8 protein-coding genes are annotated in these 14,597 nt (G+C 58.2%); 7 read left to right on the top strand and 1 reads right to left on the bottom strand.

What is annotated here, in order from left to right; all coding sequences use genetic code 11:
• Positions 1 to 245 precede the first annotated feature (245 nt).
• The 4 genes from rpoB to GS620_RS17405 all read left to right on the top strand — a co-directional run bounded on the left by rpoB (position 246) and on the right by GS620_RS17405 (position 10,307).
• The gene (rpoB, locus tag GS620_RS17420) at positions 246 to 4,382 is read left to right on the top strand and encodes a DNA-directed RNA polymerase subunit beta (RefSeq protein ID WP_171119841.1); all 4,137 of its coding nucleotides are present in this window, start codon (positions 246 to 248) and stop codon (positions 4,380 to 4,382) included.
• A 50-nt stretch (positions 4,383 to 4,432) separates the two neighbouring features.
• A complete protein-coding gene (rpoC, locus tag GS620_RS17415) occupies positions 4,433 to 8,674 on the top strand; it encodes a DNA-directed RNA polymerase subunit beta' (protein ID WP_171119840.1) in 4,242 nt (1,413 codons plus the stop codon).
• A gap of 191 nt (positions 8,675 to 8,865) precedes the next feature.
• Positions 8,866 to 9,348 (top strand): hypothetical protein, encoded by a 483-nt coding sequence (locus GS620_RS17410; protein ID WP_171617184.1) that lies wholly within the window; start codon positions 8,866 to 8,868, stop codon positions 9,346 to 9,348.
• A gap of 89 nt (positions 9,349 to 9,437) precedes the next feature.
• Complete coding sequence (locus GS620_RS17405) at positions 9,438 to 10,307, top strand: DMT family transporter (RefSeq protein WP_171331867.1); 870 nt, start codon at positions 9,438 to 9,440, stop codon at positions 10,305 to 10,307.
• On the opposite strand, the gene GS620_RS17400 is transcribed toward GS620_RS17405, so the two are convergent.
• Positions 10,292 to 11,098, bottom strand: a complete 807-nt coding sequence (locus GS620_RS17400; RefSeq protein WP_171617182.1) for a putative rhamnosyl transferase — start codon at positions 11,096 to 11,098, stop codon at positions 10,292 to 10,294. The genes GS620_RS17405 and GS620_RS17400 overlap by 16 nt on opposite strands.
• Positions 11,099 to 11,488: 390 nt before the next feature.
• On the opposite strand from GS620_RS17400, the gene rpsL reads away from it, so the two are divergent.
• From rpsL to fusA, 3 genes are read left to right on the top strand one after another with little or no spacing between them, the layout of a single operon-like run.
• The gene (rpsL, locus tag GS620_RS17395; protein ID WP_005621086.1) at positions 11,489 to 11,860 is read left to right on the top strand and encodes a 30S ribosomal protein S12; all 372 of its coding nucleotides are present in this window, start codon (positions 11,489 to 11,491) and stop codon (positions 11,858 to 11,860) included.
• A gap of 15 nt (positions 11,861 to 11,875) precedes the next feature.
• Positions 11,876 to 12,346, top strand: coding sequence for a 30S ribosomal protein S7 (gene rpsG, locus GS620_RS17390; RefSeq protein WP_010441203.1), 471 nt, complete (start codon positions 11,876 to 11,878; stop codon positions 12,344 to 12,346).
• Positions 12,347 to 12,364: 18 nt separating this feature from the next.
• A complete protein-coding gene (gene fusA / locus GS620_RS17385) occupies positions 12,365 to 14,482 on the top strand; it encodes an elongation factor G (protein ID WP_152459172.1) in 2,118 nt (705 codons plus the stop codon).
• Positions 14,483 to 14,597 lie beyond the last annotated feature (115 nt).

The raw sequence follows: 14,597 nt of genomic DNA, 5'->3' as shown, positions 1-14,597 counted from the left end.
GTCTCAGGTGCATCGCTGATGTGCCGAAAAATTTGGCTGGGTCCGGAGAAATCCGGGTCCAGCCGAACCTGTCTTAGAAAGGGCCTCAAGACGCGAGGCGTTTTCTAAGACACGGTTTTCGGATCGGGAGGCCGCCTTCGGGACGGTGGCCATGAATTGATCCGGACGTGTTGTCTCGATTGTGCAAGATGCCGGGGCCCGACGGTGTCTTTGCCCGCTGAGAACATCGAAAGGTGACATCTGACATGGCTCAAACGTTCCTTGGCCAGAAACGTCTTCGTAAATATTACGGCAAAATCCGCGAAGTGCTGGAAATGCCGAACCTCATTGAGGTCCAGAAATCTTCTTATGATCTTTTCCTGCGCTCCGGCGATGCAGAGCAGCCCACCGACGGCGAAGGCATCAAAGGCGTGTTCCAGTCGGTTTTCCCGATAAAGGATTTCAACGAAACCTCCGTTCTGGAATTCGTGAAATACGATCTGGAAAAACCCAAATACGACGTTGAAGAATGTATGCAACGCGACATGACCTACAGCGCGCCGCTGAAGGTAACACTGCGTCTGATCGTTTTTGATGTCGATGAGGACACCGGCGCAAAATCGGTAAAGGACATCAAGGAACAGGATGTCTTCATGGGCGATATGCCTTTGATGACGCCGAACGGCACATTTGTCGTGAACGGGACCGAGCGTGTGATCGTATCCCAGATGCACCGTTCGCCCGGCGTGTTCTTTGACCACGACAAGGGCAAGACTCATTCCTCGGGCAAGCTGCTGTTTGCCTGCCGCATCATCCCGTATCGCGGCAGCTGGCTGGACTTCGAGTTTGACGCCAAGGACATCGTGTTCGCCCGGATCGACCGTCGCCGCAAACTGCCTGTGACAACCCTGCTTTATGCATTGGGTCTGGATCAGGAAGCGATCATGGACGCGTATTACAACACCGTGTCCTACAAGCTGGACAAGAACAAGGGTTGGGTCACACCGTTCTTCCCCGAGCGCGTGCGCGGCACCCGCCCGACCTATGATCTGGTTGACGCCAAATCCGGTGAAGTGATTGCCGAAGCGGGCAAGAAAGTTACCCCACGCGCGGTCAAGAAGCTGATCGACGAAGGCACCGTCACTGATCTGCTGGTTCCGTTCGATCACATCGTCGGCAAATTTGTCGCCAAGGACATCATCAACGAAGAAAACGGCGCGATCTATGTCGAAGCCGGTGATGAGCTGACCCTGGAATATGACAAAGACGGCGACCTGATTGGCGGCACCGTCAAAGAGCTGATCGATGCAGGTATCACCGACATCCCGGTTCTGGACATCGACAACGTCAATGTTGGTCCTTATATGCGCAATACCATGGCTCAGGATAAGAACATGAGCCGCGAAACCGCGCTGATGGACATCTACCGCGTCATGCGTCCGGGCGAGCCGCCCACCGTCGAGGCTGCGTCGGCGCTGTTCGACACCCTGTTCTTCGACAGCGAGCGTTATGACCTGTCCGCCGTTGGCCGCGTGAAGATGAACATGCGCTTGGCTCTGGATGCGCCGGACACCCTGCGTACCCTGCGCCGCGAAGACATCGTGGCCTGCATCAAGGCGCTTGTTGAACTGCGTGACGGCAAAGGCGATGTGGACGATATCGACCACCTCGGCAACCGTCGTGTGCGTTCGGTCGGCGAACTGATGGAAAACCAGTACCGCGTCGGCCTGCTGCGCATGGAGCGCGCCATCAAGGAGCGCATGTCGTCGGTCGAGATCGACACCGTCATGCCTCAGGACCTGATCAACGCGAAACCTGCTGCGGCTGCTGTCCGCGAATTCTTCGGCTCGTCGCAGCTGTCGCAGTTCATGGACCAGACCAACCCGCTGTCGGAAGTCACCCACAAACGCCGTCTCTCGGCGCTTGGCCCCGGTGGTCTGACACGTGAGCGTGCGGGCTTTGAGGTGCGTGACGTACACCCGACCCACTATGGCCGGATGTGTCCGATTGAAACGCCGGAAGGTCCGAACATCGGTCTGATCAACTCGCTGGCCACCTTTGCCCGCGTGAACAAGTATGGCTTCATCGAAACACCGTACCGCGTCGTCAAAGACGCCGAGGTGACCGATGAGGTTCACTACATGTCCGCGACCGAGGAGATGCGTCACACCGTGGCGCAGGCGAACGCGACCTTGGATGCCGATGGCAAGTTCATCAATGATCTGGTTTCGACACGTCAGGCCGGTGACTACACGCTTGCCCCGCGCGAGAATGTGGACCTGATCGACGTGTCGCCGAAACAGCTGGTGTCGGTTGCGGCCTCGCTGATTCCGTTCCTGGAAAACGACGACGCGAACCGCGCTCTGATGGGCTCGAACATGCAACGTCAGGCGGTTCCGCTGCTGCGGGCCGAGGCGCCGCTGGTCGGTACCGGCATCGAGGAAAAGGTAGCCATCGACTCGGGCGCTGCGATTCAGGCGAAACGCGCCGGTATCATCGACCAGGTCGATGCCCAGCGTATCGTGATCCGCGCCACCGAAGATCTGGAACTGGGCGACGCTGGCGTTGACATCTATCGTCTGCGCAAGTTCCAGCGTTCTAACCAGAACACCTGCATCAACCAGCGTCCGCTGATCAAGGTGGGTGACACCGTCCAGAAGGGCGAGGTCATTGCCGATGGTCCGTCGACCGATATGGGCGAACTGGCTTTGGGTAAGAACGTGGTCGTCGCGTTCATGCCGTGGAACGGTTACAACTACGAAGACTCGATCCTGATCTCGGAACGTATCGCGCGTGATGACGTCTTTACCTCGGTCCATATCGAGGAGTTTGAAGTCGCCGCCCGTGACACCAAGCTGGGCCCGGAAGAAATCACTCGCGACATCCCGAACGTTGGTGAAGAAGCGCTGCGCAACCTCGACGAGGCCGGCATCGTTTACATCGGCGCGGATGTGGAGCCGGGCGATATTCTGGTCGGCAAGATCACTCCGAAGGGCGAAAGCCCGATGACCCCGGAAGAAAAGCTGCTGCGCGCCATCTTTGGCGAAAAAGCATCTGACGTGCGCGACACCTCGCTGCGCGTGAAGCCGGGCGATTACGGTACGGTCGTGGAAGTCCGCGTCTTCAACCGTCACGGCGTCGAGAAAGATGAGCGTGCGCTGCAGATCGAGCGTGAGGAAGTCGAACGTCTGGCCCGTGACCGGGACGATGAGCTGGCGATCCTGGACCGCAACATCTATGCGCGTCTGCAAGGCTTGATCCTGGGTAAAACCGCTGTCAAAGGCCCGAAAGGCGTCAAGGCAGGGTCGGTGATCACCGAGGAACTGCTGGAAACCCTGACCCGTGGTCAGTGGTGGCAGCTGGCGCTGGAAGACGAGCAGGACGCACAGATCGTCGAAGCTCTGAACGAGCAATACGAAGTGCAAAAGCGTGCTCTGGACGCCCGTTTCGAGGACAAGGTCGAGAAAGTCCGTCGTGGCGACGATCTGCCGCCGGGTGTGATGAAGATGGTCAAAGTCTTCATCGCCGTGAAGCGCAAGTTGCAGCCGGGCGACAAGATGGCCGGTCGCCACGGAAACAAGGGTGTGATTTCCAAGGTCGTTCCGATGGAAGACATGCCGTTCCTGGCCGATGGTACGCCGGTTGATTTCTGTCTGAACCCGCTGGGTGTGCCGTCGCGTATGAACGTCGGTCAGATCCTTGAAACCCACATGGGGTGGGCCGCACGCGGTCTGGGTCTGAACATCGATGAGGCGCTGCAGGAATACCGCCGTTCGGGCGACCTGACGCCGGTACGTGACGCGATGAAACACGCCTATGGCGAGGATGTCTATGAAGAGGGCATCAGCGGCATGGACGAGGACCAGCTGATCGAAGCGGCCAGCAACGTCACCCGCGGTGTTCCGATTGCTACCCCGGTCTTTGACGGCGCCAAAGAGGCTGACGTCAACGACGCGCTGGTGCGCGCGGGCTTCTCGGAAAGCGGTCAGTCGATCCTGTTCGACGGTCGTACCGGTGAGCAATTCGCGCGTCCGGTGACCGTGGGCATCAAGTACCTGCTGAAACTGCACCACCTTGTGGACGACAAAATCCACGCGCGTTCGACCGGGCCGTACAGCCTGGTGACCCAGCAGCCGCTGGGTGGTAAGGCGCAGTTCGGTGGTCAGCGCTTTGGTGAGATGGAAGTCTGGGCTCTGGAAGCTTACGGCGCCGCCTACACTCTGCAGGAGATGCTCACCGTGAAATCGGATGACGTCGCCGGCCGGACCAAGGTCTATGAGTCGATCGTCAAGGGCGAGGATAACTTTGAAGCGGGCGTACCGGAATCGTTCAACGTTCTGGTGAAAGAAGTCCGTGGCCTCGGCCTGAATATGGAACTCCTGGATGCGGAGGTTGAGGAGTAAGGGCGCTGCCCTTTCTCCCGTCCCCCCTTCCGCAAGATTTGAGGTAACAAATGAACCAGGAAATCACCAATAACCCGTTCAACCCGCTGACGCCGCCGAAAGTCTTTGACGAGATCAAAGTCTCCCTGGCGTCACCAGAGCGGATTCTGTCTTGGTCCTATGGCGAGATCAAGAAACCCGAAACCATCAACTATCGGACGTTCAAGCCCGAGCGTGACGGTCTGTTCTGCGCGCGTATCTTTGGCCCGATCAAAGATTACGAATGTCTGTGCGGCAAATATAAGCGGATGAAGTATCGCGGCGTTGTCTGCGAGAAATGCGGTGTGGAAGTCACCCTGCAGAAAGTCCGCCGCGAGCGAATGGGCCACATCGAACTGGCAGCACCCGTTGCGCACATCTGGTTCCTGAAATCGCTGCCGTCCCGCATCGGTCTGATGCTGGACATGACGCTGCGCGATCTGGAACGTGTTCTGTACTTTGAAAACTATGTCGTCATCGAGCCCGGTCTGACCGACCTGTCTTATGGCCAGATGCTGACCGAAGAAGAGTACATGGACGCGCAGGATGCCTATGGCATGGACGCGTTCACGGCGAACATCGGTGCGGAAGCTATCCGTGAAATGCTGGCTCAGATCGATTTGGAAGCCGAAGCCGAGCAGCTGCGCGCTGATCTGGCCGAAGCAACCGGCGAGCTGAAGCCCAAGAAGATCATCAAGCGTCTGAAGGTTGTTGAATCCTTCCTCGAGTCGGGCAACCGGCCCGAATGGATGGTGATGACCGTGATCCCGGTTATTCCGCCGGAACTGCGTCCGCTGGTTCCGCTGGATGGTGGCCGTTTCGCGACGTCTGATCTGAACGATCTGTATCGCCGCGTCATCAACCGGAATAACCGTCTGAAGCGTCTGATCGAGCTGCGCGCACCTGACATCATCGTCCGCAACGAAAAGCGGATGCTGCAGGAATCCGTTGACGCTCTGTTCGACAACGGCCGTCGTGGCCGCGTGATCACTGGCGCCAACAAGCGTCCGCTGAAATCGCTGTCGGACATGCTGAAGGGTAAGCAGGGCCGCTTCCGTCAGAACCTTTTGGGTAAGCGCGTCGACTTCTCGGGCCGTTCGGTCATTGTGACCGGTCCGGAACTCAAGCTGCACCAGTGTGGTCTGCCCAAGAAGATGGCGCTGGAACTGTTCAAGCCGTTCATCTACTCGCGCCTTGAAGCCAAGGGTCTTTCTTCGACCGTGAAACAGGCGAAGAAACTGGTCGAGAAAGAGCGTCCCGAAGTGTGGGATATCCTCGACGAGGTGATCCGCGAACACCCTGTCATGCTGAACCGTGCGCCGACGTTGCACCGTCTTGGCATTCAGGCGTTCGAGCCCGTTCTGATCGAAGGTAAAGCCATCCAGCTGCACCCGCTGGTCTGTTCGGCCTTTAACGCCGACTTCGACGGTGACCAGATGGCCGTTCACGTCCCGCTGAGCCTTGAGGCCCAGCTGGAAGCGCGTGTTCTGATGATGTCGACGAACAACGTTCTGTCGCCTGCAAACGGCGCACCGATCATCGTTCCGTCGCAGGATATGATCCTGGGTCTGTACTATGTGACCCTGGAACGCGAAGGCATGCCGGGCGAAGGCAAGGTCTTTGGGTCGATCGAAGAAGTTCAGCACGCGCTGGATGCGGGCGAGGTGCATCTGCACTCGAAAATCACGGCCCGGATCACGCAGATCGACGAGGAAGGCAACGAAGTTCAGAAGCGATATGAAACCACCCCGGGCCGTCTGCGTCTGGGTGCGTTGCTGCCAATGAACAACAAGGCACCGTTCGATTTGGTCAACCGCCTGCTGCGGAAGAAAGAAGTGCAGCAGGTGATCGACACCGTCTACCGTTACTGCGGTCAGAAAGAGTCGGTGATCTTCTGTGACCAGATCATGTCGATGGGCTTCAAGGAAGCGTTCAAGGCGGGCATCTCGTTCGGCAAGGATGACATGGTCATTCCGAAGGACAAGTGGAGCATCGTCGATGACACCCGCAGCCAGGTGAAAGACTTTGAACAGCAGTACATGGACGGCCTGATCACTCAGGGCGAAAAGTACAACAAGGTTGTCGATGCTTGGTCGAAGTGTAACGACCGCGTGACCGAGGCAATGATGAGCACGATCTCGGACGTTGCCAAGGCCGAAGACGGGTCGGACATGGAGCCGAACTCGGTCTACATGATGGCCCACTCGGGTGCGCGTGGCTCGGTCACTCAGATGAAACAGCTGGGCGGTATGCGTGGCCTGATGGCCAAACCGAACGGTGACATCATCGAGACGCCGATCATCTCGAACTTCAAAGAAGGTCTGACCGTTCTCGAGTACTTCAACTCGACCCACGGTGCCCGTAAGGGTCTTTCGGATACCGCTCTGAAGACGGCGAACTCGGGTTACCTGACCCGTCGTCTGGTGGACGTGGCGCAAGACTGTATCGTTCGTGAGATCGACTGCGGCACCGAGCGTGCGATCACAGCCGAAGCAGCCGTGAACGACGGTGAGGTTGTCGCCTCGCTGGCCGAGCGCGTGTTGGGCCGTGTAGCCGCTGACGATGTTCTGCGTCCGGGCACCGATGAGGTGATCGTCGCAGCCGGTCAGCTGATCGACGAACGTATGGCCGACACCATCGACGAAGCCGGCGTTCAGTCGATGCGCATCCGCTCGCCTCTGACCTGTGAGTCCGAGGAAGGCGTCTGTGCGACCTGCTATGGTCGTGACCTTGCACGCGGTACGATGGTGAACACAGGTGAAGCTGTCGGCATCATCGCGGCTCAGTCGATCGGTGAACCGGGTACACAGCTGACCATGCGGACCTTCCACATCGGTGGTGTTGCGCAAGGTGGTCAGCAGTCGTTCCAGGAAGCCAGCCAGGAAGGTATCGTTTCCTTCGAGAACCCGCAGATTCTGGTCAACGCAGCCGGCGAAAGCCTGGTCATGGGCCGGAACATGAAGCTGGTGATCAAGGACGAACACGGCGAAGAGCGTGCCAGCCACAAGCTGGGCTACGGCTCCAAGCTGTTCGTCAAGGACGGCACCAAGGTGGCCCGTGGCGACAAGCTGTTCGAGTGGGACCCGTACACCTTGCCGATCATCGCCGAGAAAGCCGGTACTGCGAAATATGTCGATCTGGTTTCGGGCCTCGCTGTCCGCGACGAGACCGACGAAGCAACCGGTATGACGCAGAAGATCGTGATCGACTGGCGCGCCGCCCCCAAAGGCAGCGACCTAAAGCCCGAGATCATTCTGGTTGGCGAAGATGGCGAGCCGGTCCGCAACGATGCGGGCAACCCGGTTCACTATCCGATGTCGGTCGATGCGATCCTGTCGGTCGAAGACGGCCAGAAGGTCGAAGCCGGTGACGTCGTCGCGCGTATCCCGCGCGAAGGTGCCAAGACCAAGGACATCACCGGTGGTCTGCCGCGTGTGGCCGAACTGTTCGAAGCGCGCCGTCCCAAGGATCACGCGATCATCGCCGAGGCCGATGGTTACGTGCGCTTTGGCCGCGACTACAAGAACAAGCGCCGCATCAGCATCGAGCCGGCTGACGAGTCCATGGAGACCATCGAGTACATGGTACCCAAGGGCAAGCACATCCCGGTCGCCGAAGGGGACTTCATCCAGAAGGGTGAATACCTGATGGACGGTAACCCTGCGCCGCATGACATCCTGTCCATCATGGGTGTCGAAGCGCTGGCCGACTACATGATCGACGAGGTGCAGGACGTGTATCGTCTGCAGGGCGTGAAGATCAACGACAAGCACATCGAGGTCATCGTGCGCCAGATGCTGCAGAAGTGGGAGATCCTGGATTCAGGCGACACCACCCTGCTGAAAGGCGAGCATGTCGACAAGCAGGAGTTCGACGCGGCCAACGAGAAGACCATCGCCCGCGGTGGTCGTCCGGCACAGGGTGAGCCGATCCTGTTGGGGATCACCAAGGCCTCGTTGCAGACGCGCTCGTTCATCTCGGCGGCGTCGTTCCAGGAGACCACCCGCGTGCTGACCGAAGCTTCGGTTCAGGGCAAGAAGGACAAGCTGGTCGGCCTGAAAGAGAACGTCATCGTCGGTCGTCTGATCCCCGCCGGTACCGGTGGTGCAACGCAGGCTGTCCGCCACATCGCGCAGTCGCGTGACAACGTGGTGATCGAAGCCCGCCGGGAAGAGGCCGAGGCCGCCGCCGCCCTGGCCGCGCCGATCATGGATGATGATATGGTCGGGGATGAGCTGGACGTTCTGGTCGAAACACCGGAAAGCCGCGAATAAACCGCGTCATTCAGAATCGAACAGAAAAAGGCCCTGCGATTTCGTGGGGCCTTTTTTCGTCGCCTCTCCTGGTACGCAATTGTGAACCGTCGTGACAGAGCACAGCCTTTGACGCGATTTCATCAGGCTTGTGGTTCTGCAATCGGTGGTTTAGCGATGTTCTGTGTTTTCGGATTATTTTGAGCTGAACAATGGACACCAAAAGCAACTCTTTCGAGGACCGAGTGGCGCGGATCAAAAAGCGTTCGGCAGAAAACACACACAAGTCGCCTATGCCTCGAACCGAGAGTATCTGGCAACGTCTGGGGTATCCCGCTGCGTTTCTGGGGGCTTTTTTACTGGGTGTTTTTGCGGTCTTCCTGTCCCGCCTGATTCAATACCAATCGGTTGGCATTCCGGTGCCCGGCAAGGTAGGAACGCAGGATTTCGTAAGCCTCGGCCTCGCAGGCGGGGCCTGCATCATGGTTATGCTGTTTTTGAAAGGTAAACTGCGAGAGTTCGCCGGGGCGCTCACGGTTGGCGCGTTGGTGACGACCTTTTTCTATCATAATTTCGTGTGGAAATATCCTGTGTTTTTCGAACTTGTATACGGGGAAGACTGGGTGGAGTTTGTAAAAGACACGACAGAGCCTTCCAGCCTGAACCTGTTCGGGACCATCCTTCCATTCGGTTGATGATTACTGCACCCCTTGTGCGTTGTTGACATCCAGCCCGACTCGGCGGCCAATGCGGGGCGATCAATTGCCCCGGAGCCCGAAGCAGCATGACTCCAAACACCAAAGGTGCTTTGCTGATGATGGGCAGCATGGCTGCCTTTACCCTGAACGACACGCTGGTGAAGGTTGCCTTGCAGGATCTGCCATTGTTTCAGCTGGTGGCCATGCGCGGGTTTCTGGCGGTATTTCTGATCTATGTGCTTGCCCGGTCACTGGGCACGTTGCATCTGAATTTTTCGCGCCATGACAAGTGGCTGGTTGCACTGCGCTGCCTTGCAGAGCTTGCGGCGACATTCTTTTTCCTGACGGCGCTGAAGAACATGCCGCTTGCCAATGTTACGGCCATTCTTCAGGCATTGCCTCTTACGGTAACATTGGGTGCTGCTCTGGTTTTTTCCGAACAGGTTGGTTGGCGACGCGCTTTGGCAATCGCCGTGGGTTTCGTCGGAATGCTGCTGATCGTAAGACCCGGGCCAGGGGGGTTCAGCGTGTATTCCATCTATGCGCTGGTTGCAGTGGTTTCGATTACAGTTCGGGACCTCATCACGCGACGCATGTCAGCCGACGTGCCGTCAATGCTGGTTACCCTTGCCACCTCGGTTTCCATAGCGGGGGCTGCGGTAATAGCCTCGGTTTTCGAAGGATGGGTTGCGGTTTCGGCAACGGCGGGTTCTCTGGTCGCGGCGGCGGCCGTGTTTGTGCTGCTTGGCTATTTGTTCAGCGTCATGGTCATGCGTCAGGGAGATGTCGGATTCGTTGCACCGTTCAGATATTCCAGCCTGATCTGGGCGCTCGGGTTGGGTTGGGTCGTGTTTGACGAATGGCCTGACAGCCTGACGATGCTGGGTGCTGTCCTGATCGTGGGTGCCGGTCTGTTCACCTTGTTCCGGGCACGTGCGCGTCAGGGCTTGGCGTGACGCCGTCTGACCACGTCCGGATCAATGGCGAAACGGGTTTGAAACTCGAGCTCCTGCTGCCGGGTAAGAGGGTTGAGCGCTACATCCATGTTTCTGGTTCGCGGTGAGTCATTGAACCGGTTCAATCCCCGTACCCACATAGGACTATCGGGTCGGGTCACAACGGGCATCGCGCGGTTGATCCTGTTATGGGCAAAATTCATGATCGCTTTCCGCTGCCCGCCCCGCACGTACATTCCCAGACCGGCAGTGATCAACGGGCGATGCACGCGCGTAGCCCGTATCCCCTCGGAATTGGCGCGGGCCAGATAACCGCAGTTGAAGTCAACGGCGACCATCGCGTGCCTTTCGAACAAGCCGACACATTCCCTGACACAGCCCCGAAACCGCTCGACAAAATCCACGGCCACTGCATCATCATCGTCGTGGCGAAACTGAAGGCAGGGTTGATCAGGATCGTTCCGCGCCGAATTCAGGACATCCTGCATGACTTTTCTGTGCCGCCCCGGAGGTTTCGCGACAATGCGCACCTGTTTCAGCCCACCGGTCAGATCGTTGAGGCGGTCAAATGCCGGCTTGGGCAGGCAGTCGCCGACCACGATCACCAATTGGAAATCTTCGTCGGACTGTTTTTTGAAACCGGGCAGGGCGACCGTCTCGAACAGGCGAAACCGTTCTTCCAACCTGTCGTGCTGGTACAGGAATTGCCGTCTTTCTTCGACACTTTCGTGCGTTGTCTGAAAGCCGCCAATTGCGGGATAGGAAAACCGACAAAGGCCAATCACTTGCATCTGTAATCCATCAGCAGATATTCGACCCGACTATGCCCTTGTCGCGGTTCAGCCGCAACCGGGACAGCGGCGCGCAGGAATGGCAATCCTACAGGCTGCATTCAACGCGCGCGCCTGGGCGCCGGGATAGGGCTGTTGACACTTGGGACGACTCCCCCTATACGCGCGTCATCTCGGTACCGGGGGCCGCCCCGTAGCCGATTCCAGTAATGAACTGGTCAAGGCCCGGACAATTTTGCAGTTCGCGCCCTCTGAGAACCAACCGCGACGTTCACCTCGGAATGGGAACGCTCGTGGGTTTTGCGCTTGTGGACGCATAAGTGCAGCGAATTTAGCCGCACGCAACGCGCGTGCATGTCATGTGTGTTGCAAAACGGGGAAAGAACCGGAATGCCAACTATTCAACAGCTGATCCGCAAGCCGCGGCAGCCCAAAGTCAAACGCTCGAAGTCCATGCACCTGGAGCAGTGCCCGCAAAAGCGCGGTGTCTGCACACGTGTCTATACCACAACGCCTAAAAAGCCGAACTCGGCGATGCGTAAGGTTGCCAAGGTGCGCCTGACCAACGGGTTCGAGGTCATCTCGTACATCCCCGGTGAAAGCCACAACCTGCAGGAACACTCGGTTGTTCTGATCCGTGGCGGCCGTGTGAAAGACCTTCCCGGTGTGCGTTACCACATCCTGCGCGGTGTTCTGGATACTCAGGGCGTCAAAGACCGTAAGCAACGTCGTTCGAAATACGGCGCGAAGCGTCCCAAGTAAGAAGGAGAGGCTGATATGTCACGTCGTCACGCCGCCGAAAAACGCGAAGTCCTGCCTGACGCCAAATTTGGCGACAAGGTACTGACCAAATTCATGAACAACCTGATGATCGACGGCAAGAAGTCGGTCGCAGAGCGCATCGTCTACAACGCATTTGACCGCGTTGAGAACAAGGTAAAGCGCGCTCCGGTCGAAGTGTTCCACGAAGCGCTCGACAACATCAAACCTTCGGTCGAGGTTCGCTCGCGCCGGGTTGGTGGTGCAACCTACCAGGTTCCGGTCGAAGTGCGCCCCGAGCGCCGCGAAGCACTGGCCATCCGCTGGCTGATCACCGCTGCGCGCGGCCGCAACGAAAACACCATGGAAGAACGCCTCGCCGGCGAACTGCTGGACGCCGTACAGTCCCGCGGTACTGCCGTTAAGAAGCGCGAAGACACCCACAAGATGGCCGAGGCGAACAAAGCCTTCAGCCATTACCGCTGGTAATTCTAGAGGCTTATCCAAATGGCACGCGAATATCCGCTCGAACTATACCGTAACTTCGGTATCATGGCGCACATCGATGCAGGCAAGACGACCTGCTCGGAACGCATCCTGTATTATACTGGCAAATCCCACAACATCGGTGAGGTGCACGATGGTGCCGCCACCATGGACTGGATGGAGCAGGAGCAGGAACGCGGCATCACCATCACTTCGGCTGCGACCACCACGTTCTGGGAACGCACCGAGGACGGTAAAACCGCCGATACCCCCAAGCACCGCCTGAACATCATCGACACCCCCGGCCACGTTGACTTCACCATCGAAGTCGAACGCTCGCTGGCGGTTCTCGACGGTGCCGTCTGCGTTCTGGACGCAAACGCCGGTGTTGAGCCCCAGACCGAAACCGTGTGGCGTCAGGCTGACCGCTACAAGGTTCCGCGTATGGTTTTCGTCAACAAGATGGACAAGATCGGCGCAGATTTCTTCAACTGCGTTCGCATGATCGAAGACCGCACCGGCGCACGTGCAGTTCCGGTTGGTATCCCGATTGGCGCCGAATCCGAGCTGGAAGGTCTGATCGACCTGGTCACCATGGAAGAATGGCTGTGGCAGGGTGAAGACCTGGGCGCAAGCTGGATCAAAGCTCCGATCCGCGACAGCCTGAAAGACATGGCTGAAGAATGGCGCGGCAAGATGATCGAAGCGGCCGTCGAAATGGACGACGACGCGATGATGGAATACCTGGAAGGCAATGAGCCCGACGTTCCGACCCTGCGCAAACTGCTGCGCAAGGGCACACTGGAAATCGCGTTCGTTCCGGTGCTGGGTGGTTCTGCGTTCAAGAACAAAGGCGTTCAGCCGCTGCTCAACGCTGTGATCGACTATCTGCCCAGCCCGCTGGACGTTGTCGATTACATGGGCTTCAAACCCGGTGACGAGGACGAAGTTCGGGACATCGCCCGTCGTGCTGACGACAACATGGCGTTCTCGGGTCTGGCGTTCAAAATCATGAACGACCCCTTCGTCGGTTCGCTGACCTTCACCCGGATTTATTCGGGCGTGCTGAACAAGGGTGACTCGATCCTGAACTCGACCAAAGGCAAGAAAGAGCGCATCGGTCGTATGATGATGATGCACTCGAACAACCGGGAAGAGATCGAAGAAGCGTTTGCAGGCGACATCATCGCGCTGGCGGGTCTGAAAGACACCACCACCGGTGACACCCTGTGTGACGCGAAGGATCCGGTGGTTCTGGAAACCATGACCTTCCCCGATCCGGTGATCGAGATCGCGGTCGAGCCCAAAACCAAGGGCGACCAAGAGAAAATGTCTCAGGGTCTGGCGCGTCTGGCGGCCGAAGACCCGTCCTTCCGTGTGGAAACCGATCTGGAATCGGGTCAGACCATCATGAAGGGTATGGGCGAACTTCACCTGGACATCCTGGTTGACCGCCTCAAGCGCGAGTTCAAGGTCGAGGCCAACATCGGTGCGCCGCAGGTGGCCTATCGTGAAACCATCTCGATGCCGGTCGAACATACCTACACCCACAAGAAACAGTCGGGTGGTTCGGGTCAGTTCGCCGAGGTCAAGCTTGAGATCACTCCGACCGAGCCCGGCGAAGGTTATTCGTTCGAAAGCCGCATCGTTGGTGGTGCTGTTCCGAAGGAATACATCCCGGGCGTCGAAAAAGGCATCCAGTCTGTCATGGACAGCGGCCCTCTGGCTGGCTTCCCCGTGATCGACTTCAAGGTTGCCCTGCTGGACGGTAAGTTCCACGACGTCGACTCGAGCGTTCTGGCGTTCGAAATCGCTGCCCGTATGTGCATGCGTGAAGGCATGCGCAAAGCCGGCGCGAAACTGCTGGAACCGATCATGAAGGTCGAAGTGATCACCCCGGAAGAATACACCGGCGGTATCATCGGCGACCTGACCTCGCGTCGTGGCCAGGTGTCTGGTCAGGAGCCGCGCGGCAACGCAATCGCGATCGACGCGTTCGTTCCGCTGGCGAACATGTTCGGTTACATCAACACCCTGCGTTCGATGTCGTCGGGCCGTGCCCAGTTCACCATGCAGTTCGACCACTACGATCCGGTTCCGCAGAACATCTCGGACGAGATCCAGGCGAAATACGCATAAGCGAAGATTTGGGGGAGCGTGGGTATCACGCTCCCTTCATTACCGAAAAAGGAGGCCATCATGGCAAAGGAAAAGTTTGAGCGTACAAAACCGCACGTCAACATCGGCACGATTG

Origin of the sequence: Ruegeria sp. HKCCD6428 (genome assembly GCF_013110595.1) — a bacterium.
Taxonomy (GTDB): Bacteria; Pseudomonadota; Alphaproteobacteria; order Rhodobacterales; family Rhodobacteraceae; genus Ruegeria.
This window is presented reverse-complemented; position numbering and strand designations above follow the sequence as displayed.

Coding starts and splice junctions, on each gene's coding strand:
- rpsL (WP_005621086.1), top strand. CDS start 11,489: ATGCCAACTATTCAACAGCTGATCCGCAAGCCGCGGCAGCCCAAAGTC.
- GS620_RS17405 (WP_171331867.1), top strand. CDS start 9,438: ATGACTCCAAACACCAAAGGTGCTTTGCTGATGATGGGCAGCATGGCT.
- GS620_RS17400 (WP_171617182.1), bottom strand. CDS start 11,098: ATGCAAGTGATTGGCCTTTGTCGGTTTTCCTATCCCGCAATTGGCGGC.
- rpoB (WP_171119841.1), top strand. CDS start 246: ATGGCTCAAACGTTCCTTGGCCAGAAACGTCTTCGTAAATATTACGGC.
- GS620_RS17410 (WP_171617184.1), top strand. CDS start 8,866: ATGGACACCAAAAGCAACTCTTTCGAGGACCGAGTGGCGCGGATCAAA.
- rpsG (WP_010441203.1), top strand. CDS start 11,876: ATGTCACGTCGTCACGCCGCCGAAAAACGCGAAGTCCTGCCTGACGCC.
- fusA (WP_152459172.1), top strand. CDS start 12,365: ATGGCACGCGAATATCCGCTCGAACTATACCGTAACTTCGGTATCATG.
- rpoC (WP_171119840.1), top strand. CDS start 4,433: ATGAACCAGGAAATCACCAATAACCCGTTCAACCCGCTGACGCCGCCG.